This is a genomic window from Amycolatopsis sp. NPDC049691 (genome assembly GCF_040675005.1).
Taxonomy (GTDB): Bacteria; Actinomycetota; Actinomycetes; order Mycobacteriales; family Pseudonocardiaceae; genus Amycolatopsis.
In genome coordinates this window covers 51,725-73,991 of the sequence record NZ_JBFANX010000021.1, presented here as the reverse complement: position 1 = coordinate 73,991, position 22,267 = coordinate 51,725, and the positions used below count along the sequence as shown (strand labels likewise).

The 22,267-nt window shown below is 72.7% G+C and carries 24 protein-coding genes; 11 read left to right on the top strand and 13 right to left on the bottom strand.

The features are described from left to right. Positions 1–2: 2 nt before the first annotated feature. Entirely contained in the window at positions 3–1,505 is a 1,503-nt protein-coding gene (locus AB0J40_RS36675) for an alpha/beta hydrolase (protein WP_364462751.1), read from the bottom strand. Between the two features lie 225 nt (positions 1,506–1,730). Here AB0J40_RS36675 and AB0J40_RS36670 point away from each other — a divergent pair, with 225 nt between their 5' ends. Genes AB0J40_RS36670 through AB0J40_RS36650 form a run of 5 tightly spaced genes read left to right on the top strand, consistent with a single transcriptional unit; the run spans position 1,731 to position 6,234 of the window. Continuing rightward, positions 1,731–2,126 carry a GntR family transcriptional regulator gene (locus AB0J40_RS36670; protein ID WP_364462748.1) on the top strand — a complete coding sequence of 132 codons (396 nt, stop codon included), beginning with the start codon at positions 1,731–1,733 and terminating at the stop codon, positions 2,124–2,126. Further along, positions 2,123–3,004: an ABC transporter ATP-binding protein gene (locus tag AB0J40_RS36665; protein ID WP_364462745.1), complete on the top strand. Its 882-nt coding sequence runs from the start codon at positions 2,123–2,125 to the stop codon at positions 3,002–3,004. Before AB0J40_RS36670 ends, AB0J40_RS36665 begins: the two co-directional genes overlap by 4 nt. Continuing rightward, positions 3,001–3,990, top strand: coding sequence for a transporter (locus AB0J40_RS36660; protein ID WP_364462742.1), 990 nt, complete (start codon positions 3,001–3,003; stop codon positions 3,988–3,990). The genes AB0J40_RS36665 and AB0J40_RS36660 overlap by 4 nt, the downstream gene beginning before the upstream one ends. 19 nt (positions 3,991–4,009) lie before the next feature. Next, complete coding sequence (locus AB0J40_RS36655) at positions 4,010–5,122, top strand: alpha/beta hydrolase (RefSeq protein WP_364462739.1); 1,113 nt, start codon at positions 4,010–4,012, stop codon at positions 5,120–5,122. Next, positions 5,119–6,234 carry an alpha/beta hydrolase gene (locus tag AB0J40_RS36650; protein ID WP_364462736.1) on the top strand — a complete coding sequence of 372 codons (1,116 nt, stop codon included), beginning with the start codon at positions 5,119–5,121 and terminating at the stop codon, positions 6,232–6,234. Before AB0J40_RS36655 ends, AB0J40_RS36650 begins: the two co-directional genes overlap by 4 nt. Before the next feature lie 46 nt (positions 6,235–6,280). Here AB0J40_RS36650 and AB0J40_RS36645 read toward each other — a convergent pair whose 3' ends face one another. The 3 genes from AB0J40_RS36645 to AB0J40_RS36635 all read right to left on the bottom strand — a co-directional run bounded on the left by AB0J40_RS36645 (position 6,281) and on the right by AB0J40_RS36635 (position 8,442). Next, on the bottom strand, positions 6,281–6,748 hold the full coding sequence (locus AB0J40_RS36645) for a nitroreductase family deazaflavin-dependent oxidoreductase (RefSeq protein ID WP_364462733.1): 468 nt from the start codon (positions 6,746–6,748) through the stop codon (positions 6,281–6,283). A 94-nt stretch (positions 6,749–6,842) separates the two neighbouring features. Beyond that, positions 6,843–7,694, bottom strand: coding sequence for a formate/nitrite transporter family protein (locus AB0J40_RS36640; protein WP_364462731.1), 852 nt, complete (start codon positions 7,692–7,694; stop codon positions 6,843–6,845). A 205-nt stretch (positions 7,695–7,899) separates the two neighbouring features. Beyond that, on the bottom strand, positions 7,900–8,442 hold the full coding sequence (locus AB0J40_RS36635) for a ferritin (RefSeq protein WP_364462728.1): 543 nt from the start codon (positions 8,440–8,442) through the stop codon (positions 7,900–7,902). A gap of 72 nt (positions 8,443–8,514) precedes the next feature. Between AB0J40_RS36635 and AB0J40_RS36630 the strand changes: the two genes are divergently transcribed. Further along, complete coding sequence (locus tag AB0J40_RS36630; RefSeq protein ID WP_364463027.1) at positions 8,515–9,264, top strand: SDR family NAD(P)-dependent oxidoreductase; 750 nt, start codon at positions 8,515–8,517, stop codon at positions 9,262–9,264. Between the two features lie 31 nt (positions 9,265–9,295). Beyond that, on the top strand, positions 9,296–9,904 hold the full coding sequence (locus tag AB0J40_RS36625; protein ID WP_364462725.1) for a PaaI family thioesterase: 609 nt from the start codon (positions 9,296–9,298) through the stop codon (positions 9,902–9,904). Here the strand turns inward: AB0J40_RS36625 and AB0J40_RS36620 are convergent. From AB0J40_RS36620 to AB0J40_RS36600, 5 genes are read right to left on the bottom strand one after another with little or no spacing between them, the layout of a single operon-like run. Further along, positions 9,901–10,659, bottom strand: a complete 759-nt coding sequence (locus AB0J40_RS36620; protein ID WP_364463024.1) for an MHYT domain-containing protein — start codon at positions 10,657–10,659, stop codon at positions 9,901–9,903. The genes AB0J40_RS36625 and AB0J40_RS36620 overlap by 4 nt on opposite strands. Before the next feature lie 17 nt (positions 10,660–10,676). Beyond that, positions 10,677–11,264 carry an ATP/GTP-binding protein gene (locus AB0J40_RS36615; protein ID WP_364462723.1) on the bottom strand — a complete coding sequence of 196 codons (588 nt, stop codon included), beginning with the start codon at positions 11,262–11,264 and terminating at the stop codon, positions 10,677–10,679. Beyond that, positions 11,245–11,622, bottom strand: a complete 378-nt coding sequence (locus AB0J40_RS36610) for a DUF742 domain-containing protein (RefSeq protein WP_364462721.1) — start codon at positions 11,620–11,622, stop codon at positions 11,245–11,247. The genes AB0J40_RS36615 and AB0J40_RS36610 overlap by 20 nt, the downstream gene beginning before the upstream one ends. Further along, positions 11,619–12,053 (bottom strand): roadblock/LC7 domain-containing protein, encoded by a 435-nt coding sequence (locus AB0J40_RS36605; protein WP_364463021.1) that lies wholly within the window; start codon positions 12,051–12,053, stop codon positions 11,619–11,621. Before AB0J40_RS36605 ends, AB0J40_RS36610 begins: the two co-directional genes overlap by 4 nt. 5 nt (positions 12,054–12,058) lie before the next feature. Continuing rightward, complete coding sequence (locus AB0J40_RS36600; RefSeq protein ID WP_364462719.1) at positions 12,059–14,278, bottom strand: ATP-binding protein; 2,220 nt, start codon at positions 14,276–14,278, stop codon at positions 12,059–12,061. 394 nt (positions 14,279–14,672) lie between these two features. Here AB0J40_RS36600 and AB0J40_RS36595 point away from each other — a divergent pair, with 394 nt between their 5' ends. From AB0J40_RS36595 to AB0J40_RS36580, 4 genes are all read left to right on the top strand, one after another. Next, entirely contained in the window at positions 14,673–15,632 is a 960-nt protein-coding gene (locus AB0J40_RS36595) for a winged helix-turn-helix domain-containing protein (protein ID WP_364462717.1), read from the top strand. Between the two features lie 331 nt (positions 15,633–15,963). After that, positions 15,964–16,416: a TetR/AcrR family transcriptional regulator gene (locus AB0J40_RS36590; RefSeq protein ID WP_364462715.1), complete on the top strand. Its 453-nt coding sequence runs from the start codon at positions 15,964–15,966 to the stop codon at positions 16,414–16,416. 122 nt (positions 16,417–16,538) lie between these two features. Then, positions 16,539–16,808 (top strand): hypothetical protein, encoded by a 270-nt coding sequence (locus tag AB0J40_RS36585; protein ID WP_364462712.1) that lies wholly within the window; start codon positions 16,539–16,541, stop codon positions 16,806–16,808. Positions 16,809–16,883: 75 nt separating this feature from the next. Then, positions 16,884–17,354: a DUF4383 domain-containing protein gene (locus tag AB0J40_RS36580; RefSeq protein ID WP_364462709.1), complete on the top strand. Its 471-nt coding sequence runs from the start codon at positions 16,884–16,886 to the stop codon at positions 17,352–17,354. Here AB0J40_RS36580 and AB0J40_RS36575 read toward each other — a convergent pair whose 3' ends face one another. From AB0J40_RS36575 to AB0J40_RS36560, 4 genes are all read right to left on the bottom strand, one after another. After that, positions 17,355–19,445, bottom strand: coding sequence for a xanthine dehydrogenase family protein molybdopterin-binding subunit (locus tag AB0J40_RS36575; RefSeq protein WP_364462706.1), 2,091 nt, complete (start codon positions 19,443–19,445; stop codon positions 17,355–17,357). Continuing rightward, positions 19,442–20,449: a xanthine dehydrogenase family protein subunit M gene (locus tag AB0J40_RS36570; RefSeq protein ID WP_364462703.1), complete on the bottom strand. Its 1,008-nt coding sequence runs from the start codon at positions 20,447–20,449 to the stop codon at positions 19,442–19,444. The genes AB0J40_RS36575 and AB0J40_RS36570 overlap by 4 nt, the downstream gene beginning before the upstream one ends. After that, positions 20,446–20,970 carry a 2Fe-2S iron-sulfur cluster-binding protein gene (locus tag AB0J40_RS36565; protein ID WP_364462700.1) on the bottom strand — a complete coding sequence of 175 codons (525 nt, stop codon included), beginning with the start codon at positions 20,968–20,970 and terminating at the stop codon, positions 20,446–20,448. Before AB0J40_RS36565 ends, AB0J40_RS36570 begins: the two co-directional genes overlap by 4 nt. Positions 20,971–21,093: 123 nt before the next feature. Next, positions 21,094–22,116 carry an NAD-dependent epimerase/dehydratase family protein gene (locus tag AB0J40_RS36560; protein WP_364462697.1) on the bottom strand — a complete coding sequence of 341 codons (1,023 nt, stop codon included), beginning with the start codon at positions 22,114–22,116 and terminating at the stop codon, positions 21,094–21,096. Positions 22,117–22,267: the final 151 nt, after the last annotated feature.

Genomic DNA, 22,267 nt, shown 5'->3' with positions numbered 1-22,267 from the left:
GGCTAGGCGAACGGGCTCGCGTCGATCGCGCAGGTCTTGCCCGCCGCCGGGAACGTCCCGGAGATCAGGTAGTCCCGCTTGACCTGCTCGGTGCACGTGCTCGGCACGTACATCGACGAGTGGCCGTACCCCTCGGTGACGAACACGCGGGCGCGGGCCAGTTCCGCGGCCCCGTCACGAGCGCCCGGCAGCGGGGTCGACGGGTCGTAGCGGTTGTTCAGCACCAGGATCTCCGCCGACGTCGGGCGGTTCCACGGACCCGTGTAGCGGTCGGTGTCCTTCGCCCGCCAGAACGCGCAGCTCATCATGTCCAGCACGGCGATCCGGCCGAAGTACGGCACGCGCCGGTCTTCGGATTCCGCGTACCGGCTGTAGATCGCCGGGTCGGTCGGGACGTCGCTGTCGCTGCACTGGATCGCGTTGAACGCCTCGGTGCGGTTCGACGTGTACGGCTCGCCGGCCTTGACCGCGGCCGCCGTGGCAGGAGCGTCGTACAGGCGCTGCAGCAGGGACGCGATATCCGGCCAGCCCCGCGAGTCGGACAGGTCCGCGGCCGCGTTGATGATCCCGGAGTACGTCCAGGTTTCGCCGTCGACGGTGATCGGGGCCTGCTTCGCGCGGGCGGTCAGCGCCGCCCACTTCGCCTTCGGGTCACCCGACGAGAACGCGCACTTCGGCCCGGCTTCGGTGCACAGGCGCAGGAACTGGTCGAACGTCTGCGAGATGCCGGTGGCGACGTCCTGCCGGGTGTCCAGCGGGACGGTCTTCCCGGCACCGTCGTGGCCGGTCGCGTTGCCCGCGAAGTCCATCGTGCCGTCGAACACCATCGCCCGGATGCGGTTCGGGAACAGGTTCGCGTACGTGGCGCCGAGCTGCGTCCCGTAGGAAATGCCGTGGTAGGTCAGCTTCGCGTCGCCGACCGCGCGGCGCAGCAGTTCGAGGTCCCGCGCGGTGTTCGCCGTCGAGACGTGGTCGAGGATCGGACCCGCCTTCGCCGAACAGCGGTCGGCGAGTTCCTCGGACTTGGCGTAGAAGGCCGCGTTGCCGCTCGGGTCGCCGGGCATCTCCGGGAAGGAGCCGAAGAACGACTCCTGCTCGGCGAGGCTGTCGAAGCACCGGACCGCGGTGCTGTGGCCGATGCCGCGCGGGTCCCACGACACGACGTCGAACCGCGCGCGCAGCTGGTCGGAGAACAGCCACGGCCACTTCCCGCGCTCCCGCAGGCGTTGCAGGCCGGACGCGCCCGGGCCGCCGAAGTTGACGAACAGCGTGCCGATCCGGTGCGCGGGATCGGTGGCGGGCAGCTTGATGAGCGCGAGGTCGATCTTCGCGCCGGCGGGCCGGTCGTAGTCCAGCGGCACCGAAGCGGTGGCGCACTGGAAGCCGTCTTCGCAGCCGGTCCAGCTCAGCTTCGGCGCGGGAACGCTGTCGACGGAGGCGGACGCCACCGCCGGACCGGCCGTGACGGCCATCGAGACACCGAGCGCGACGACGATGCCGCGCACGATGCCTCCCCCAGGAAATCGACGCACGAAAAACCCTTTCGTCGGAGAAACGATCACCCCCACAGACGGGCGGAGGGGTGCCGAGGTTGGCAGCCGCGCCGAAAAAGATCACGACCGCCCACGGGTTGTTCGCGCGAACCCCGCGGAAGGTTCCCGAGCGCGGCACTGGCGCGGACTTGCACCGCTTAGCTACAGTACTAGTCAACTAGATAAATGGAGTTGCCGATGATCGAATTCCACCTCGACGCCCGGTCGGGTCTCTCGCCGTACCAGCAGCTGGTCCAGCAGGTGCGGCACGCGCTCCGCCTGGGCCTGCTCACCGAGGGAGATCAGCTCCCGAAGGTGAAGGACGTGGTCGCGACCCTCGCGATCAACCCGAACACCGTGCTCAAGGCCTACCGCGAGCTGGAGCACGACGGCCTCGTCTCGGCCCGGCCCGGTGTCGGCACGTTCGTCACCGCGACGCTGAACGGCGGTGCCTCCTTCGCCGTGCTCGGCTCGCTGCGGCAGGACCTGCGCCGCTGGCTGGGCAAGGCCCGCAAGGCCGGGCTCGACGAAGAGAGCATCGAGGCCCTGCTGATGTCCACGTTTCGCGACTCCGCCAGAGAGGACATAGCGTGACCGTCCTGACCGCCCGGGGACTGGGCAAGAAGTACAAGCGCAAGTGGGCGCTGACCGGTTGCACGCTCGAGATCGAAGCCGGTCACGTCACCGGGCTCGTCGGTCCCAACGGCGCCGGCAAGTCCACCCTGCTGAACATCGCCGCCGGCATGCTGGAGCCCACGACCGGCAGCATCGAGGTGTGCGGCGGGGTGCCCGGCAGCGGGCCGGACCAGCTGGCGAAGGTCGGCTACGTCGCCCAGAGCACGCCCGTCTACACCGGGCTGACCATCGAAGAGCACCTGCGGCTCGGCGCGCACCTCAACCCGCGCTGGGATTCCACGCTCGCCGCGAAGCGGATCGAACGGCTGGGGCTCGACCCTGAGCAGCACGCCGGGAAGCTCTCCGGCGGCCAGCGCGCGCAGCTCGCGCTCACCCTCGGCATCGCCAAGCGCCCCGAGCTGCTGCTGCTCGACGAGCCGGTCGCCGCGCTGGATCCCTTGGCACGCCGGGAGTTCCTGCAGGACCTCATGGAAGCCGTCGCCGAGCACGGGCTTTCCGTAGTGATGTCCTCGCACCTGGTCAACGACCTGGAACGCGTCTGCGACCACCTGGTCGTGCTGGTGGACTCCCAGGTCCGGGTGATCGGTGAGGTCGAAGAACTGCTGGCCACGCACCACCGGCTGTCGGGGCCGCGCCGCGACGTCGGCACGCTGCCGGCGGACCAGCACGTCGTCTCCGAGAAGCACACCGACCGCCAGACCACGGTGCTCGTGCGCACCGAGGCGCCGATCCTCGATCCCGCGTGGACGGTCGCGCGGATCGGGCTCGAGGACCTCGTCCTCGAGTACATGAGCAACCCCGCGACCGCCCGCCCCGCCCTGGAGGTGCTGCGATGACCTGGCTGACCTGGCGCCAGTTCCGCCTGTCCGCGCTGTCGGTGTTCGCCGCGGTGGCCCTGATCGGCTTCGTGCTCGCGATCACCGGACCGAACCTGGTCGGGCGCACGAACTTCTCCGACCAGGACGCCCTCTTCGGCGGCACGATCCTGGTGCTCTACCTGCTGCCCGCGGCGATCGGCGTGTTCTGGGGCGTCCCGATGATCACGCGCGAGCTGGAGAGCGGCACGCACAGCCTGATCTGGAACCAGACCGTCACGCGCAAGCGGTGGCTCACCACCAAGCTCGGCTTCGGCCTGCTCGCCGCGGTGGTCGCGGGCGGCCTGCTCGGCTGGGCGGTGTCGTGGTGGGCGAGCCCGATCGACGCGCTGGCGGCCGCGCAGACCGACCGCGGGATGCTCTCGCGCATGGCGCCGGTGGTGTTCGGCGCGCGCGGCATCGTTCCGATCGGCTACGCGGCCTTCGCCCTCGCACTCGGCGTCGCGGTCGGGATGCTGATGAAGCGGACGGTGGCGGCCATGGCCGTCACGCTCGTCGCCCTGGCCGGCGTGCTGCTCCTGGTCCCGCTGTTCGTACGCCCGTACCTCCTGCCGCCGCGGGTGGACACGGTCGCGATCGTCGGCAGGGACATCACCAACATCACCGGCGACGACACCTACGGGATCCTGGAGATCGGCGTGCGGAACCCGCCGGGGGCGTGGGTGCTGGCGAACGAAACCCTCGACCCGGCGGGGAACGTGGTGACCCGGCTGCCCGACTTCGTGCAGAACTGCGTTCCCGGGCCGAGCCGCGACGCGGGCCCGCCGCCCCGCGGATCCATCGAGGCCTGCATGGCCCAGCTGGGCCAGCACGGCTACCAGCAGCGCCTGACCTACCAGCCGGGCTCCCGGTTCTGGCCGCTGCAATGGCTCGAACTCGCGCTCTACCTCGCCATGACGGCGCTGCTCACCTGGTTCTGCTTCCGTCGCGTCCGGCACCTTTCCTGATGAGATTCCTGGGGGAATCATGCGCACTCTCGCGGTAGCCACCGCTTTGACCCTCACGCTGTCCGCGTCGCCGGCCGCCTCGGCGGCCACGACGCCCCACCTGCCCCGCCCGACCGGCCACGCGCCCGTCGGCGTCAGCACACTGTCCCTTGTGGACTACTCGCGGCCCGATCCCTGGGTGCCCGCGGTGCCCTACCGGGAGCTGATGGTCTCCGTCTTCTACCCGGCGGCCTCGGCGAACGGGCCCACGAAGCAGTACATGACGCCGCTGGAGTCCGAACGCAACCTCGAACGGGAGAACATCCCGGGACTGCCCCTGGACGTCCTGAGCACCGTCCGGACGAACGCCGTCGTCGACGCGAAGCCGGCCGGGCGGTGGCACGGCCTGCCGCTGGTCGTGCTGTCACCGGGCTGGACGCAGCCGCGTGCCACGCTCACCGCGCTGGCCGAGGACCTCGCCAGCCGCGGGTACGCCGTCGCGGCGATCGACCACACCTACGAAAACCGCGCGACGACCTTCCCCGACGGCCACGTCACCGGCTGCGCCGCCTGCGAAGTCGACGACCAGCCGGGGTTCTGGGAGAAGTTCACGCGGGTGCGGACGAAGGACACGTCGTTCGTGCTCGACGAGCTGCTGCGCTCGACGAAGTGGGGCGCCCTCATCGATCCGGCGCGGATCGGCATGACCGGCCACTCCGCGGGCGGCGCGATCACGACGCAGGCGATGCTGGCCGACCCGCGCATCCGGGCCGGTGCCGACCTGGACGGGAGCATCCACGTTCCGCTGCCGGCGTCCGGGCTGTCGCGGCCGTTCCTCTTCCTGGGCAGCATGGACAACTACGTGCCGGGTCAGGAAGGTCCGTACGACGACTGGGAAACGGACTGGACGCACCTGACCGGGTGGAAGCGCTGGCTCATGGTGTCCGGCACGGTGCACGCGTCGTTCACCGACCTCGGCGTGCTGGCCGGGCAGCTGGGCGTCGACCTCGGCGCGTCGATCGACGCTGACCGGGCGCTGACGATCACCCGGACCTACGTAAGCGCTTTCTTCGACCGCCACCTGCGGTGCCGGCCCCAGCCGCTGCTGGCCGCGCCGTCGCCCGCCTACCCGGAAGTGACGTTCATCGGATGAAAACGACGATCCTCGCCGCGGTCACCGCGCTGACCTTGGCTTCACCCGTGGCTTCGGCCCGGCCGCACTCTCCGGAGGCCGACTCCGCCATGACGCTCTCCTTGCCCGCGCCGACCGGGAACCGGCCGGTGGGCAGCACTTCGGTGTACCTCAAGGACACCTCGCGCCCGGACCCCTGGGTGCCGTCGGTGCCCTACCGGGAACTGATGGTCTCGCTCTTCTACCCGGCGGCGTCCGCGCACGGGCCGAAGACGCAGTACCTGACCTCGGCCGAATCCGCGGCTCTGCTGCAGGGCAGTGGCCTGGACGTGCCGCCGGACCTGCTCACCGGGGTGGCGACCAGCTCGGTGGCCGGGGCCCGGCCTGCCGGGCACCACCTGCCGCTGGTGGTGCTTTCGCCCGGCTACACGAAACCCCGCGCCACGCTCACCGCGCTGGCCGAGGACCTCGCGAGCCACGGGTACGCCGTCGCCCTCGTCGGCCACACCTACGAAAACACCGGCCAGAGCTTCCCCGACGGGCACTTCGCCGGGTGCGCGTCCTGCGAGGTGCCGCACGACGGCGCGTTCTGGACGAAGCTGGAACTGGGCCGGGCCGCCGACGTGTCGTTCGTGCTGGATTCCCTGACCCGCTCGAAGCAGTGGGGCCCGCTCGTCGACGCGTCGCGGATCGGCATGGCCGGGCACTCGATGGGCGGCGCCAGCACGATCCCCGCGATGGTCGCCGACGCCCGGATCCGCGCCGGGATCGACATCGACGGCACGACGGAGGTCCCGCTCACCGCGCCCGGGCTCGCGCGGCCGTTCATGTTCCTGAGCCACCAGCTCGCGGCGGCGCCCTGCCCGCCGAACGAGCCGTGGGACCGGGACTGGGCGCAACTGACCGGCTGGAAGCGCTGGCTCGAGGTGGCGGGCACGCAGCACGCGTCCTTCACCGACGTGGGCCTGGTCGGCGACCAGCTCGGCGTCGACACGGGCGCGACGACGAGCGCCGCGCGGACGCAGGAGATCACGCGGACGTACGTGAACGCGTTCTTCGACCGGCACCTGCGGGGCGAGCCGCGGCCGGTGCTGGACGCGCCGGGCTACCCGGAAGTCTCGTTCTGCCGCTGAGAACGGCGGAAGCGGCACGCGTTGGGGGTGTGCCGCTTCCGCCTCGCTACTCCCGCAGGCCGACGATGGGCAACTGGCTCGCCAGCCGCCGTCGAGCGGCCTCGCTGCCGTCGTAGCTCCAGCCGAGGAGCTTGCTCAGGACCCGCCGCAGGATCGGCGCGACCCAGCGGTTGCGGTGCTCGTACCGCGCGAGCACCTCGACGGCTTCGGCCTCCTCGAGCACCCGGTGCCGGGGCGCGAACCGGCGCCGGCCGACCACCACCTCGACCGGCGGGCGCGCCCGGATGTTGCGGTACCAGTCCGCGCCCGGCCCCAGCCCGGCCACCACGAAGTACTCGCCGTGCGCGACGCCGACGACCTGCAGGACCGTGCGGTAGGTCCGGCCCGAGCGGCGGCCGACGTGCGTGAGGCACAGGAACCGCCGGCCGAGCAGCCACCCGAACCCGTGGTCGTACAGGCGCACCGGGGCCCGGAAGACCGCGCGCAGGACCCGTCCGGGCCGCGCCGCCGTCATGACCGGACCGGCCGGTGCGAGGTGCCGGGCAGCCGCGGCGGGACTCGTTCGCCGCGCGCGGCCGCCGGTGCAGTCATGGTGGCTTCGATCCTACTTACGCGGAGACGGGTTCGAGCGCCTCGCCGGCCGGACGCGGCTCGGCCGCCGGCGCCGGTCCGCCGCGGCCCAGGAAGCCGTAGCCCGCGCCGACGATCAGGCCGCCGCCCACGAGGTTGCCCAGCCCGACCAGCACCAGGTTGACCGCGAACGCCCCGAACGTCGCTCCCGGCACGCCTTCGAACAGGCCGAGGGAGAACGTCGTCATGTTGGCCACCACGTGCTCGAACCCGGAGCCGATGAACGCGAGCAGGCACCAGAAGAGCAGCACCAGCTTCGCGCCGTCCGACTTCGTCCGGGCCGCCATCCAGACCCCGAGGCAGACCAGCAGGTTGCAGAGCACGCCGCGGAAGAAGAGCATCGCCGCCGATTCCGCGGTCTTCGCCTTGACTGTGGCCGCGAGCAGCGCGGCGGCCGGCGCGGCGTGCCCCGGGGTCGCGCCCGCCTGCAGGATCCCGCTTTCGTGCACCAGCCAGGCGAACCCGGCCGAACCGGCCAGGTTGCCGGCGAACGACCCGGCGATCACCGCGATCCCCCGGCCCGGCCCGGTGCGGCGCGCGAACGTGCCCTGCACCATCGTCATCATGTTGCCGGTCGACAGCTCGCCGCCGGCGAACACCACGAGCGTCAGCGCGATCCCGAACACCAGCCCCTGCACGAGCTTCGTCCACGGCGACTGCGCCGCGTTCAACGGCCCGGTCACGGCGAGCAGGACCACCACGGCGATCCCGATGTACGCGCCCGCCAGCGCGGAGCTCAGCAGGTACCGGCCGGGCCGCCGCAGCTCGGCGCTCTTGCTCCGCGCGGCGTCCGCCTGGACACTGAGGGCTTCGGAAATCGGGACGGGCACGGTGCTCCTCCTGGCGGTCTCGGCTACGGCGATCGGACGATCACCGGCCCCAGTCGAACCGCCGCCCGCTGCGGCGCGGTGAACCCCGCGTCACGGCCTCGTGAGCGGCTGCGCACCCACGCGCCGGGCTCCGGTGAGAACGGTCATCCGGCACGGAGGTCGTAGACCGGGCCTTTGCCGCGACCGGGTCGTCCCGAACGAGCCGTCAGAGCTTGCCGCCCGCGACCGGCGGCATGTCCGGCGCGTCCTCGACACCGGTGGCGGCCTCGCGGTAGAGGTGGTTTTCGACCTCGAAGAGGTTGTCGGCGGCGCGCTCGACGACCGTGAGCAGCGTCGACATCTGGGCCACCTCTTCGACCTGCTCCTTGAGGAACCAGGCCACGAACTGCTCGCCGAGGTAGTCCTCCTCCGCCCGCGCGGCCTTCGCCATGGCCTCGATGTCGGCGGTCACCGCGCGCTCCTGGTCGAGGGCCAGTTCGATGGCCTCGTGGACGCTGGAGAAGTCGTTCCGGACGTCGCCGCTGCCCGGAATGGCCACCGGCTGGTCGCGGTCGAGCAGGTACTGGACCATGGCGAGCGCGTGGTTGCGCTCCTCGATCGACTGCCGGTAGAAGCGTTTCGCCAGCCTGGGCAGATCACGGGCGTCGAACCAGACGGCGAGGGCGACGTACTGCTGCGCGGCGGTGAACTCGTGCCGGATCTGCGCCTGCAGGAGTTCGGAGAACTTCGAACGCTGGGTATCGGCCATGCCCCACAAGGTACGGCGCGCAGCCGCCCCCTCGCACCCGCCGGAAGCTACGATCGGCGCGTGCCGAACCACCTGCCCGATCTCTCCGGGACGGTCACCTGCGTCACCGGCGCGTCCGGCACCATCGGCCGGGGCATCGCCGCGAGGTTCGCCGAAGCCGGCAGCGCCGTGGCCGTGCACCACCGCCGCCCCGGTGCGGCCGACCATCTCGTCGCCGCGATCGAAGCCGCGGGTGGCCGGGCCCGCTCCTTCGCCGCCGAACTGACCGACGACCGCGCCTGCCACGCGCTGCTGGCAGCCGTCGCCGAGTGGGGTGGGCGGCTCGACGCCCTCATCAACAACGCCGGCGTCCAGCCCGTCGAACCGCTCGCGGACCTGACCGTCGAAGGCTGGCGCGCGATGCTCGACGCGACCCTGACCAGCGCCTTCTCCTGCACCCAGGCCGCCGCGACGCTCCTGCGCGACGGCGGCAGCGTCACGCACGTCGCCTCGATCGAAGCCCGGCAGCCCGCGCCCGGGCACGTCCACTACAGCGCGGCCAAGGCGGCGCTCGTCATGCACGCCCGGGGCGCCGCCCTCGAGTACGGCCCGCGCGGGATCCGCGTCAACACCGTGTCGCCCGGGCTGATCGCGCGAGACGGCCTTGAGCGGGACTGGCCCGAAGGCGTCGAACGGTGGCAGCGCGCCGCACCGCTGGGCCGGCTCGGGACCCCCGAAGACGTCGGCAACGCGTGCGTCTTCCTGGCCTCCCCGCTGGCTTCCTGGATCACCGGGCACGACCTCGTCGTCGACGGCGGGGTCACCGCCCGCCCGACCTGGTAACCTGGAACACGTTCTAGTTCCTGGGGGCGCGATGACCTTCCCGATCGTCGACGGCGTGCCGCCCGGGCGCGCGCTGCTGGGGGCCCGGATCCGCGAGCTGATCGAGGCTTCGGTGTGCGCGGGCGAGGACGCCGACCTGGCCGCCGCCGCGAGCCGGGTCGAAGCCGTCACCGCCGCGCTGCGGACGGCGGGCGGCGCACCACCCCTGCTGCTCGCGGCCCTCGAAGGCGGCGGCCACCTGAGCGTCAACAACCCGCTGGAAGGGCCGGGGAACCCGTTGGCACCCCCGTTGTCGTGGACGCACGTGGGACCGGACGAGGTCCGCGCGGAGGTCCTCCTCGGCGCGGCGCACGAAGGACCGCCGGGCCGCGTCCACGGCGGCTGGGTGGCGGCGGTCCTGGACCACGTGCTGGGCCGGGCCACCGCCGCGGCCGGCTTCCCCGGGATGACGGCGTCGCTGACGGTCGACTACCACCGGGGCACGCCGTACGCGGTGCCGCTCGGCGTGCACGGGCGGCTCGAGCGCCGGGACGGGCGGAAGCTGCACGCCACCGGCACCCTCCGCGCGGGCGAAGAGATCTGCGCGACCGCCACGGCGATCCTCGTCCACTTCAGCTTCCCGGTGTCCACTTCGGACTAGGGCACGACCGACGTGTGCCGCGGAGCGTCCGAACTGGACGACGCCATCAGCACCGCGCAGATCGGCACCGCCATCGCCAGCGCCGCCAGCACGAACACCGGGAACAGGAACGAGAACACCTCCGCGCCCGCCGGGTCCGGTGCCCCGGGGTCGAGGTGCAGCCGGACCGCCGCCATGCCCGTGTAGTGCATGCCGGTCACCGCGGCCGCCATCACCAGGCCCGCCGCCAGGCGCGGCAGGAGCTTGTCCAGCCCGACCGTGAACCACAGCGCCGCCGTCGCCGCCACCACCGCGATCACCACCGACAGCGCCACCAGCGTCGGGTCGTAGCCGATCGTGCCCTTGATCTCGACCGCCCACATCCCCGTGTAGTGCATGACGTTCACCGCGAGCCCGGTCAGCAGCCCGCCGAGCAGCAGCCGCCGCCAGGCGAACCGGTTGCGGACGCCGAACACCAGCAGGCCGCAGAACACCGCCGCCACCGACAGGACCGCCGACAGCGCCGTGCGCAGGATGTCGTAGCGCACCGGCAGCCCCGGCGTGGAGAACCCGAGCATCGCGATGAAGTGCATGACCCAGATGCCGACACCGCCGATCGACAGCGCCGCGAGCCCCAGCCAGGTCAGCCGGGTGCGCGCGTTGTCGGTCGTCCGCGCCTGGAGCGTGCACGCGAGCCCGAGGGCGCAGCCCACCACCGAAGTGAGGTACGCGAGCACCACGAGCCAGTGGCCCATCGCGAAGTCGTCGTGGTCCATGTGCATGTCGGGCTCCTTCAGGCCTGCCGCTGCCGCGGCGCGTGCAACGCGACCAACGCGTGTTCGGCCGCGGCGATGAGGGTCTGCTTCGTCGACTCCGGCGAACGCGCGTCGCAGGTGATGACCTGGACCTCCGCCGGGATCTTCAGCGCTTCGCGCACCTGCTCCGGCGGGTGCTGGCGGGTGTCCTGGAACTGGTTGACGGCGATGAGGAACGGCAGCCCGCGCGACTCGAAGAAGTCGATCGAGGCGAAGCTGTCCGCCAGCCGGCGCGTGTCCACCAGGACGATCGCCGCCACCGCGCCGCAGACCAGGTCGTCCCACATGAACCAGAACCGGTGCTGGCCCGGCGTGCCGAACACGTAGAGGATCAGGTCGTCGGCCAGCGTGAGCCGGCCGAAGTCCATCGCCACCGTCGTGGCGAACTTCCCCGGCACCGCCTCGGTCCGGTCGACACCGATGGCCGCGGCCGTCATCACGGCTTCGGTGCGCAGCGGGTCGATCTCGGAGACGGCGCCGACGAACGTCGTCTTGCCGGCCCCGAACCCGCCGGCCACGACGATCTTGGCCGAGGTGATCCGCTTGTCAGAGTGCGCGTAGTCCACTGAGGACCCTTTCGAGCAGGTCGTTGCGTTCGTCGAAGGAGGCGTCCGCGGTGAGCGTGTCGCGGATCGACACCTGGCCGGCGACCAGCAGGTCGCCGATGAGCACCCGGGCCACGCCCAGCGGCACGCCCAGGTGCAGCGCGACCTCCGCCACCGAGCGCTGGTGCAGGCACAGCTGCGTCACCGCGGCCAGCGGGTTGGTCGGGCTGAAGGGCGCCGTCCGCCCCTCGGCCGTCGTCTCGACGAGGGCTTCCACGGCCAGGTCGACCGTCGGCCGGGTGCGGCCGGCGGTCCACGCGTACGGGCGGGCCAGCGACGCCGCGTGCCGCCCGCCCTCACGTCGCCGGCCTTCGGTCACCGGCTCGCCCCGGGTGCGGTCGCGGGCCGCGCGGGCGTCTCGACCATCTTCCCGACCCGGTCGACCAGCAGGGTCATCTCGTAGCCGACCAGGCCGATGTCGCAGCCCGGGTTGGCCAGCACGACCAGGTTCGAGCCGTCGCCGACGTTCATCAGCAGCAGGAAACCCTGCTCCATCTCGATGACCGACTGCACGACCCGGCCCGCGGTGAACAGGTCCGCGGTGCCGAGCGCGAGGCTGGCGAGCCCGGACGCGATCGCGGAGAGCTGGTCCGCGCGGTCGCGCGGCATCGAGTCGTTCGCCGCCACGAGCAGGCCGTCCGCCGAGACGAGCGCGGCGTGCGCGACGCCGGGCACCTCCTGCGTGAACGCCGACACCAGCCAGTTCCGGGACTGGTCGGTCACTTCCGCTCCTTCCTGCCGGGTGCTCATGCTCATCACGGGCCCTTCGGGTCGGTCGCGACCCGGTGGCGGGCCGCGCGCATGCCGCTGTAGTGCCGGGAAAGGTTGCTCCGCACCGCGGCCGGGTCCCGGAACGACGAGTCGGCCTGCTGCGGCTTGCGCGGCGTGACCGAGCCGGGCGCGAGCTGCGCGCCGGGCTGCCGGGTCGGCAGGCCGGACTCGGTGAACTCGAGGTCGTCCAGCGTGCCGACCGCGGCCTCGGCGGCCTGCCGGACGTCGTCGGCCGGGGTCGCCCACTCGCCGGGGCGCGCCGGTTGCGCCGGCGGGTCGGCGAACCAGTGCGAAAGCATCTGGTCGAAGATCGGCGTCGGCATCGGCACGGGGTCGGCGACGGCCGGCGGTTCTTCGGCGGGCCACCGGGGTTCCGGCTCGTGGCGGCCGCCGCCGTTGCCGGCGGGCGGCGCGGCGGGCAGCCCGGGCCGCGGCGGCAGGTCGACCAGGATCAGCACCCCCGGCACGTGCACGCTGGCGGTGATGCCGGCGCTCGCGGTCCGCGTGGTCGTGTGCCGCAGCCGCACGGTGATCCCGTGCGAGGCGGCGAGCCTGCTCACCACGAACAGGCCCATCCGGCGGGTCGTCTCCGGGCTCACCGACGCGCCGGCGGCGAGCCGGGCGTTCGCCGCCTCGAGGTCCTCGCGGGTCATGCCGAGCCCGACGTCGACGACCTCGATCAGCACGCCGCCGTCGAAGCCGCGGTCGGCGGTGAGCACGACCTGCTCGTCCGGCGGGGACGACCGGATCGCGTTCTCCAGCAGCTCGGCGAGGATATGCACGACGTCGGCGGCGGCCTCGGACTGCACCGACCCGCGCGGCGCGTTGCCTAGCGTGACCCGCTGGTAGTCCTTGACCTCCGACGTCGCCGCGCGCAGCAGCTCGACCGTCGCGACCGGCCCGACGTCGCGGCGCACCGGCCGCCCGCCCGCGAGGACCTGCAGGTTCTCGCCGTTGCGCCGCAGCCGGGTGGCGATGTGGTCGATCCGGAAGAGCTCGGCCAGCCGCTGCGGGTCCTGCTCGTCGGCTTCGAGGTCCTCGATCACCGACAGCTGCAGCTCCACCAGCGACTGGCTGCGCCGCGACAGCGTCATGAACATCTCGCTGACCTGGATCCGCATCTCGGCCTGCTCGCCGACGGCCAGCCGCACGGCCTGCCGGTGCATGTCGTCGAAGGCGCGGGCCAGCTGGCCGATCTCCTCGTCGGAATCGACCGGGAGCCGCTCGGTCGCCTGCCAGTCGACGTCGTCGCCGTCGCGGATCCGCTCGATGGTGGCGGGCAGCCGGCGGCGCGCGGTGTCGACCGCGGCCGCGTGCAGCCGCCGGATCGGGGCGACCACCGAGCGGGCCACGGCGAGCGCGATGGCGAGGGCGCCGAGCAGCGACGCGATCACCAGCGCGGCGTCGCGCAGCGCGTCGGACCGGGTGAGGTTGGTCCGCGCGCCGACGGCGTCCGAGAGCGTCTTCACCTGGTCGTCCAGGATCGCCCCGAGCGCCGCGCGCTTGGCCGCGGGCCCGCCGGCGCCGGGGATGGTCGCGGCGGCGAACCGCGCCGCCACCGCACCGGACGGCAGCGCGCGGCGGACCTGCCCGGTGAGCACCGCCTCTTCGGCGACGGCGGCCGCGAGCGAATCCGCGGATCTTCCGTCCGGCACCTCTTGGCCGGCGAGGGACGCCCTCAGCTGCGTCAATGCTTTCGTGATATCGGCCGGACCGTCGAGATCGACATTCCCGGCCTGGGCGACGATACCGGGGATCACCTCGCTCAAGCCGACGACGAAGTCGTGGTAGGCGACGGCTTTCGCGCCGGGCGACCCTTCCTGCTGGCGCACACCGGCCAATTTTCCCAATTGATCTTCCAGTGCGCGGGAAAGCTCCGGCCCGAGCTGCGCGAATTCGGCGTCGTGGCGGATCGTGGCGGTTTTCGCGTCGACGGCGGCGGTCTGCACGGCCGCGCCGTCGTGGATCATCTCGTCGTCGACGAGGCCGGTGAGCTCGGCGATCCCTTGCACGACGGGCATTTGATCGCGTACGGCGCTGAGCGCGCCGGCCTGGGCGAGCTCGGCCTGCACGCGGCCGCCCGCCAGCAGCAGCGCGACCAGGACGGGCAGCAGCAACACGACGGAGATCTTGGTGCGCAGCCGCCAGGTGCCGGGATTCCACGACGCGGCGGAACGACGGCGAAGCGGTTCGTCTTCTTTCATCGGTGGCGTGGCTCGATTCGTACCGGTGGCCCGAGAACGATTTCCTGGATCCTTTTCCCTGGAATTCAGACCGGAGACATAACTCCGCGGGCGACGGTGCTGTCAAGGAACGGCGGCCGTTTCCCCCGTACGCATCAGCTACGCAGGGTAATGGTCGGCGACGCCACTTTTCGGCTTCGCGAAGTGCGTGAATTTCCGTCCGCGAGCAGCGGGAGCGAGCCGGGCCGACCCCCAGCCGGCCCGCACCACTCGCCGTGAAATCCGGCGAGAGGTGAGCACGACGGTGCCAGGGGCTCGTGAGCAGCGTCAACAGCCGTACGGACCTTTCGCGCCTGGGTGAAACGTCACTCCGCGTCACCGCGGCTATCCTCGGCCGGGAAAGGGCGGTGCGGGCATGCTGAAGATCCACTTCACGGACGCGGACCTGGCGAAGGTGACCATCGCCGAGGACGCCGATCCGATGTGGGAGCTGCTGATGAGCAGCTACCGGATCCGCCGTCCCGAGGGCGAGCCGTTCTTCGGCCGGTGGCGCAAGGGGTCGCGCACCGCCGTCCCCGAGTCCGGCAGGCTGCTGATGGCGGCCGTCCCGCCGTACGGGTACTGCCCGGACTTCCTCACCCCGGCCGGGCACGCCACGATCGGCGACGGCGTCGCGGCGGTGCTCGAAACCCCGGCGAAGGCGCTGGCCGGGGACGTCGCGGAGCTGGCGGCGCAGGGCACGCGCGTCACGCCGTGGCTGCGCCGGCTGGCGGGCGGCGAGACCGGCGAACTGCACCGGCTCGGCACCGCCCTGCACGACTACTACCGCCGGTGCCTGGCCCCGGACTGGGCGACGGTCCGCCACGTCGTCGCCCGCGACCGCCGCCGGCTGCAGGCGAACCTGGACCGCGGCGGGCCGCAGCTGCTGCTCTCGACGCTGCACCCGGACGTCACGTGGACGCCGCCGGTGCTGCGGGTGCGCTTCCCGATCGAGCAGGAGCTGCACCTCGACGGCCGCGGCCTCCGGCTGATCCCGACGTTCTTCGCGCACGGCATGCCGACGACGTACAAGGACCCGGACCTGCCGCCGGTGCTGGTCTACTCGATCGGCCACCCGCGCTTCGACAGCGACGCCGAGCCCGGGGCGTCCCTGGTCGCGCTGCTCGGCCAGACGCGGGCGCGGGTGCTGGTGACGGTCGCGACCAGCCGGTGCAACACGAGCGAGCTGGCCGCGACGACGGGCGTGTCCCTGGCGACGGCCAGCCAGCACGCGTCGGTGCTGCGGGCCGCCGGGCTGATCACCAGCGCGCGGTCGGGGAAGTCGCAGATCCACGAGATCACCCCGCTGGGCCTGGGCGTCATCCGGGCCGGCTGACCGCGGGGGGGGTTGCTCGGCCCACCCGGGGGGGCCGCCTCTTCGCCGACCCGTACGCGACCGCCTTCCTGCGCCCGTCGTTGCGCGTCCTCGCCGAAGCGGCGCGGCTGCCCGGCGTCCGGCACCTCGCCTTCGGCCTCTACGACGCGCGCGCCCACCGGCTGCCCGCGCTCGCCGGCCGGGCCGTCTTCGAGAGCCCAGGCCGTTCCCCGAGGCGCGCCGGTGGGCGTTCCCGGCCGGGCACGGCTTCGCCTGCGAAAAGACCTCTCGGCGCAGGAAGCGGGCGGCGGCTCGCGGCGCTACCGGATCGCGGTCGCGGCGAGGAGCGCCGATGCTCCGCATCGGTGACGAGCGCCGCGCGGCCCAGCGGCAGCGGATCCTCGACGCCGCGATGACCTGCTTCGAGCAGGCCGGCGCGATCTACCGCTACTTCGACGGCAAGGAGGCGGTCGCCGCCGACCGGCACGAGCACGAGCGCGACCTCGTCGCCGCGGCGATCACGGACGGCGGGCCGGACGCGCTGAAGCGGTTCCTGGACACCTGCTTCGGCTGGGTGGCCGACCCCGAGGAGGCGCGACGGCGGCGCGTCACGGTCCACGGCATCGTGGCCGGACATGTTCGCGCGGATCCTGCTCGCGCTCAGCCAGGGCTTCCTGCTCCAGCGCTCGTGGGAGCCGGACCTCGACCCGCGCCGCTACCGCGACACGGTGACCAGCCTCCTCGATCGGGTGTTGCGTTCCCGAGCGGCCTGCGTGTTAGCCTGACGCCGTGCAGCGCCCGATGACGTCCTCGCGACTCGTAACCCGGCGCGCCGGCTGAACCCAGGTCGCCGGCGCGCAGCGTCGTCGATCGCTCTTCTCGGGACCTGGCCCCGATCTCATTCCTTCTTCGTTCGGGAGATCCGCCATGTCCACGTCCTTCGCCATCCCCGCCGCCCGGTCGGCGATGCTGCTGCGCCGCCGCATCGCCACGTACTTCGTCGGCGGCGCCGACGAGATCCCGGCGCTGGTCACCGCCCTGGGCGGCCACCTGGTCCACGAACTGTCCGTCGACATCAAGGACGGCGTCCGCGAGAGCAGCATGGTCTGCGCGGTCCTGCTGGCCGCGGAGGAGACCGAGCCCCTGCTCGACCGGCTGCGTGCGCTGCCGTCGGTCGTCTCGGCGGAACTCGCCTAGCCCGTCGAGCCGTGCCGCGGTTTGTCCGCGCCCCCGCCGGGTAGCCACGCGGCCACCCACTCATGCGGAGGTGTCATGGCAACGGAAATCCGGTCGCGGCGGAGTACCGCCCGAACGGCCGCGCTGGCGGTCGGGATCGTGTTCCTGCTGGTGGGGGTGCTCGGGTTCGTGCCGGGCATCACCGCAGGCTACGGCGACCTGCACTTCGCCGGGCACGAATCGGGGGCACGGCTGTTCGGGGTGTTCACCGTTTCCGTGCTGCACAACCTGGTCCACCTGGTCTTCGGCGTGCTCGGTGTGCTGGCCGCGCGGAGCAACGGCGGGTCGCGGGCGTTCCTGATGATCGGCGGCGGGGTGTACGTGCTGCTCTTCGTGTTCGGCCTGGCGATGAACCACGACAGCCCGGCCAACTTCATCCCGGTCGACAACGCCGACGACTGGCTGCACCTCGGCCTCGGCGTCGCGATGATCGTCCTCGGCGTGGCGACGACGGCCATCGACCGCCGTCGCGGCGAGTACCCCGAACCGGAGATCCAGGGGCACTGATCAAGGCAGTCCCGGCAGCAGCTTGTCCAGGGTGATCGGCAGGTCGCGCACCCGGACGCCGGTGGCGTGGAAGACCGCGTTGGCCACCGCCGCCGCCGTTCCGACGATGCCGATCTCGCCGATTCCCTTGCTGCCCATGGGGTTCACGTGCGGGTCGGTCTCGTCGAGCCAGTCCGCCTTCAGGTCCGGCACGTCGGCGTTGGCCGCGATGTGGTACTCCGCCAGGTCGTGGTTGACGACGTGGCCGAACCGCGGGTCGAGCAGGCTGTGCTCGTGCAGGGCCATGGACACGCCCATGGTCATGCCGCCGAGGAACTGCGAACGCGCGGTGCGCGGGTTGACGATCCGGCCGGCCGCGAACGTGCCGTGCAGCCGCGCCACCCGGACCTCGCCGGTGTCGGCGTCGACACGGGCTTCGGCGAACTGCGCCCCGAAGGCGTACATCGCGTACCGGTCCTCGTCCGGGTTCTCGGGCGTCTCCGCCGAAACCTCGTCCCCGTCGCCGGGGTCGTCGCCGTACTTGTCGCGGAACGCCTCGGCGGCCGCGACCAGCGTCGCACCCCACGACGTCGTGCCGGTGGACCCGCCGGCCACCGTGGCCTTGGGGTGCTCGGTGTCGCCGATGCGGACGTCGACGTCCTCGACCGGCACGCCCAGTGCGTCCGCCGCGATCTGCGGCAGCACCGTCCACGCGCCCGTGCCGAGGTCGGCGGCCCCGATTTCCGCGGTGTAGCGGCCGTTTCCGAACCGGACGACGGCGGTCGAGCCGGGCTGCCGGCGCGCCGGGTAGACCGACGCGGCGACGCCGGTGCCGACCAGCCACCGGCCGTCCCGGCGCACGCCGGGCCGCGGATCGCGGTCCGCCCAGCCGAATTCTTCCGCGCCGGCGCGCAGGCACTCGACGAGATGGCGGCTGGAGAAGGGGTTCCCGGTCTCCGGGTCGCGCTCGGGTTCGTTGCGCACGCGCAGCTCGACCGGGTCGATGCCCAGCTCGTACGCGAGCTCGTCCATCGCCACTTCGGGGCCGAACATGCCGGGGCACTCCCCCGGCGCGCGCATCCACGACGGCACCGGCACGTCGAGCGCGGCCAGGCGGTGGCCGGTCCGCCGGTTCGGCGTGGCGTACATCATCCGCGCGGGCACCGCCGTCTGCTCCGCGAACTCCTTGATCCGCGAGGTCTGCTCGACGACGTCCAGCCGGAGCGCCGTCAGCCGCCCGTCGCGGCCCGCGCCCAGGCGCATCCGCTGGATCGTCGGCGTGCGGTAGCCGGCCAGGCTGAACATCTGCTGCCGGGTCAGCGCGAGCTTCACCGGACGGCCCGGCACGGCCCGCGCGGCCAGGGCCGCGAGGACGACGGGCGCGTGCGCGGTGCCCTTCGACCCGAAGCCGCCGCCGACGTACGGGCAGCTCACCCGCACCCGCTCTTCGGGCAGGCCGAACACCTTCGCGATCGTCCCGCGCACCGGGTGGACGCCCTGCGTGGAGTCCCACAGCGTGAGCGTGCCGTCCTCCCACAGCGCCGTCGTCGTGTGCGGTTCGAGCGGGTTGTTGTGGTACATCGCCGTCGTGTACGTCCGATCGAGAGTCACGGCCGCTTCGCGCAACGCGGCGTCGACGTCACCCTCGTCGGTGTCCGTCGGGAAGGACGGGTTGACCTTCTCCGGTTTGTACAGGTCGTCGCGGTCCGCGCGCAGTTCGACGTCGGCTTCGTCGCGGTCGTACTCGATCTCGACGAGGTCGGCCGCCTGCCGCGCGGTCTCGGGGCTGTCGGCGACCACCAGGGCGAGCACGCGGCCGCGGAACGGGATCTCCCGGTCCTGCAGCACGGCCAGCTCGGCGTCTTCGGTGTCGGCCAGCCGTTCGGCGGTGAACGGCGTCAGCACCCGCAGGACGCCGTCGAGCGACTCGGCCTCGACGGTGCCGACCCGCGTGCACCGGCCCCGGGCGATCGTCGCCTGCACCGGGTGGCAGTACGCGGCGCCCTCGACGGGCGCCTCGTAGGCGTACGGCGCGGTGCCGGTGACCTTCGCCGGCCCGTCGCGGCGGGTGAGGGCGCGGCCGATGGCCCGTGGCTCCAGCAGTTCGGTCATCGGCCCGGCTCCTCGGCGGTCAGGTCGCGCAGGACGGCGGTCAGGGTGCGGGTGACGAGCGGGAGCTTGAAAGCGTTTCCCCCGTCGATCCCGTCGAGCGGGCGGGCGTCGGCCAGCTCGGCCTCGGCGGCCGCGCGGAACAGGGCTTCCTCCGCGCGCTCGCCGCGCAACACGTCTTCGGCGCGGTGGGCGCGCCACGGCTTGTGCGCGACACCGCCGAGCGCGATCCGGACGTCGTCGATCTTGTCGTCCACAATGGACACGGCAGCGGCCACCGACACCAGAGCGAACGCGTAGGACGCGCGGTCGCGGACCTTGCGGTAGGCCGACCGGCGGGCCCACGGCAGCGCGGGGACGGTGAACGCGGTGATCAGGTCGCCGTGCTCGAGAACCGTGTCACGGTCCGGCCGGTCGCCGGGCAGGCGGTGGAGATCGGTGAACGGGACTTCGCGGTCGCCCCCCGGCCCGAGCACGTGCACGCGGGCGTCCAAGGCGGACAGTGCGACCGCCAGGTCGGACGGGTGCGTGGCGACGCAGTGCTCGGACGCGCCGATGATCGCGTGCTGCCGGGTGGCCCCGCCCAGCGCCGAGCAGCCCTCGCCGGGCTTCCGCTTGTTGCACGGCGTCGTGACATCCTGGAAGTACAGGCACCTGGTGCGCTGCAACGGGTTCCCGCCGGTGGTGGCCATGTTCCGCAGCTGCGCCGACGCGCCCGACAGCAAGGCCTGGGCCAGCACCGGGTAGCGCTCGCGCACGCGCCGGTCGGCCGCGAGGTCGCTGTTGCGCACGCCGGCGCCGATCTCCAGGCCGCCGTCGGCGTCCTCCCGGATCTCCGTCGACGTCAACGCCGTGACGTCGACGATCCGGCGGGGTGCCGCGACGCCGAGCTTCAGGTGGTCGACCAGGTTGGTGCCGCCGCCGAGGAACGCCGCGGCGGGGTCGCCCGCGACGGCGTCGACCGCCTCGGCCGCCGTGGCCGGCCTGCCGTACGCGAAGGGTTTCACCGGTCGCCTCCCGCCTGCCGGACGGCCGCCACGATCCCGGCGTAGGCCCCGCAGCGGCAGAGGTTCCCGCTCATCCGCTCGGCGATCTCGTCGTCCGTCCACTGTGGATCCCGGGTGACCGGCTCGGTGACGTGGCTCGGCGCGCCCTCGGCGAACTCGGTCAGCAGCCCGGCTGCGGAGCAGATCTGGCCGGGGGTGCAGTAGCCGCACTGGAAGCCGTCGTGCTCCAGGAAGGCTTGCTGCACCGGGTGCAGCTCGCCGTCCGGCGCCAGGCCCGCCGCCGTCGTCACCTCGGCGCCTTCGCAGGTGACCGCGAGGACGAGGCAAGCGAGCACGCGGCGGCCGTCGAGCAGCACCGTGCAGGCGCCGCACTGGCCGTGGTCGCAGCCCTTCTTCGGGCTGTACACGCCGAGCTGGTCGCGCAGCAGGTCGAGCAGGGTCCGCCGCGGATCGACCGAGACGCGGCGCGCGGTCCCGTCGACCCGCAGCTCGAGGGCGTACGCCCCACCGATGGTCGTCATGGGCCCTCCTCGTCGGCGGCGAACCGGGCGGTTACCCCACGGGGACCGATGTCAACCACCGGATCGCGTGGAGCACGCCGACCTGCTGATCGACACGACGGCGGAGCGGACGGCCGAGGTCGGCTAGGGACGCTTGCCGACGCCCGTCGCGATCTCGTGCAGCCGGTGCCGGTCCGGGGCCAGCGGCGCCGTGTCCGCGCCCGCGCCTTCGCGCAGTCCCTTCAGGAACTCGTTCAGCGTGACCGCGGCATCGTGCTCCGGCCGCCAGCCCAGCTCGGACTCCGCCCGGCTCGTGTCCATCAGCGGCAGCCGCAGGACGGCGTCGAACAGCCCCGGCGACGCGGGGACCGCGTGCAGGCGCCAGGCCGCGTCCACCGCGGCCCGGACCACGCCGGCCGGCACCGGGACCGTCCGGGCGTGCAGCAGGTCCGCGGCGAACTTCGGGTCGACCACCGGGCCCGTCGCGATGTTGAACGCCCCGCGCACCGGCCGCGTCACGGCCCGGCGGACCGCGTCGGCCAGGTCGGCGGTGTGCACGACCTGCGCCCGCAGGCCCCGGACGTCCGGGACCAGCGGAATCAACCCCGGCCGGACCAGGCTGCCGGGTAGGAACGGCCCGGCGAACAGCCGGCGCTGCGCCGTCGCGGCCGCCCGCTGGAAGACGAACGCGGGCCGGACGCGCACGACGTCGAGCTTCGGGTGGCGCTGCTCGAACGCGTCGAGGTAACGCTCCACGTAGGACTTCTCGCGCGTGTAGGCCGCGCCGGGCCAGCCGTGCGTCGGCCAGTCCTCGGTCACCGGTTCGTCGTTCTCCCGCGGCGAATAGGCGCCGACGGACGACGAGTAGACGAGCTTGGGCACGCCGGCCGCGGCCGCGGCGTCGAACACCCGCAGCGACCCGAGGACGTTCGCGCGCCAGGTGGTCTCCGGGCGGCGCGTGGGCTGGAACAGCCAGGCCAGGTGGACGACCGCGTCGGCGCCGCGGAAGAGCGGCCCGAGGTCGTCGCGCCCGACGTCGGCCGCGACGACGCCCTCGGCCGGCCGCCGCGCCACCCCGACGACCGTCTCGACCTGCGGATCGGCCCGCAGCGCCGCGACGACGCCGGTGCCGAGGTTGCCCGTTGCTCCCGTGACCACGATGCGCATCGGGGCCGGTTACCCGGCCGGCCACTGGACAACCCTGCTATGTTCGAAGTGAAGATCCCCATGGAGGAGAGCAGTCGTGGCAGGTGACGTCGACATCTCCGGATAGCTCCGGAGTGTGCAGGCCCCCGGCAGTGCCGGTGCGGGCCGCTTT

Excerpts from the sequence above, each read along its gene's own strand:
- AB0J40_RS36670 (WP_364462748.1), top strand. The coding sequence starts at position 1,731 with ATGATCGAATTCCACCTCGACGCCCGGTCGGGTCTCTCGCCGTACCAG.
- AB0J40_RS36660 (WP_364462742.1), top strand. The coding sequence starts at position 3,001 with ATGACCTGGCTGACCTGGCGCCAGTTCCGCCTGTCCGCGCTGTCGGTG.
- AB0J40_RS36655 (WP_364462739.1), top strand. The coding sequence starts at position 4,010 with ATGCGCACTCTCGCGGTAGCCACCGCTTTGACCCTCACGCTGTCCGCG.
- AB0J40_RS36650 (WP_364462736.1), top strand. The coding sequence starts at position 5,119 with ATGAAAACGACGATCCTCGCCGCGGTCACCGCGCTGACCTTGGCTTCA.
- AB0J40_RS36645 (WP_364462733.1), bottom strand. The coding sequence starts at position 6,748 with ATGACGGCGGCGCGGCCCGGACGGGTCCTGCGCGCGGTCTTCCGGGCC.
- AB0J40_RS36635 (WP_364462728.1), bottom strand. The coding sequence starts at position 8,442 with ATGGCCGATACCCAGCGTTCGAAGTTCTCCGAACTCCTGCAGGCGCAG.
- AB0J40_RS36625 (WP_364462725.1), top strand. The coding sequence starts at position 9,296 with ATGACCTTCCCGATCGTCGACGGCGTGCCGCCCGGGCGCGCGCTGCTG.
- AB0J40_RS36620 (WP_364463024.1), bottom strand. The coding sequence starts at position 10,659 with ATGGACCACGACGACTTCGCGATGGGCCACTGGCTCGTGGTGCTCGCG.
- AB0J40_RS36605 (WP_364463021.1), bottom strand. The coding sequence starts at position 12,053 with ATGAGCACCCGGCAGGAAGGAGCGGAAGTGACCGACCAGTCCCGGAAC.
- AB0J40_RS36600 (WP_364462719.1), bottom strand. The coding sequence starts at position 14,278 with ATGAAAGAAGACGAACCGCTTCGCCGTCGTTCCGCCGCGTCGTGGAAT.
- AB0J40_RS36595 (WP_364462717.1), top strand. The coding sequence starts at position 14,673 with ATGCTGAAGATCCACTTCACGGACGCGGACCTGGCGAAGGTGACCATC.
- AB0J40_RS36590 (WP_364462715.1), top strand. The coding sequence starts at position 15,964 with ATGCTCCGCATCGGTGACGAGCGCCGCGCGGCCCAGCGGCAGCGGATC.
- AB0J40_RS36585 (WP_364462712.1), top strand. The coding sequence starts at position 16,539 with ATGTCCACGTCCTTCGCCATCCCCGCCGCCCGGTCGGCGATGCTGCTG.
- AB0J40_RS36580 (WP_364462709.1), top strand. The coding sequence starts at position 16,884 with ATGGCAACGGAAATCCGGTCGCGGCGGAGTACCGCCCGAACGGCCGCG.
- AB0J40_RS36575 (WP_364462706.1), bottom strand. The coding sequence starts at position 19,445 with ATGACCGAACTGCTGGAGCCACGGGCCATCGGCCGCGCCCTCACCCGC.
- AB0J40_RS36565 (WP_364462700.1), bottom strand. The coding sequence starts at position 20,970 with ATGACGACCATCGGTGGGGCGTACGCCCTCGAGCTGCGGGTCGACGGG.
- AB0J40_RS36560 (WP_364462697.1), bottom strand. The coding sequence starts at position 22,116 with ATGCGCATCGTGGTCACGGGAGCAACGGGCAACCTCGGCACCGGCGTC.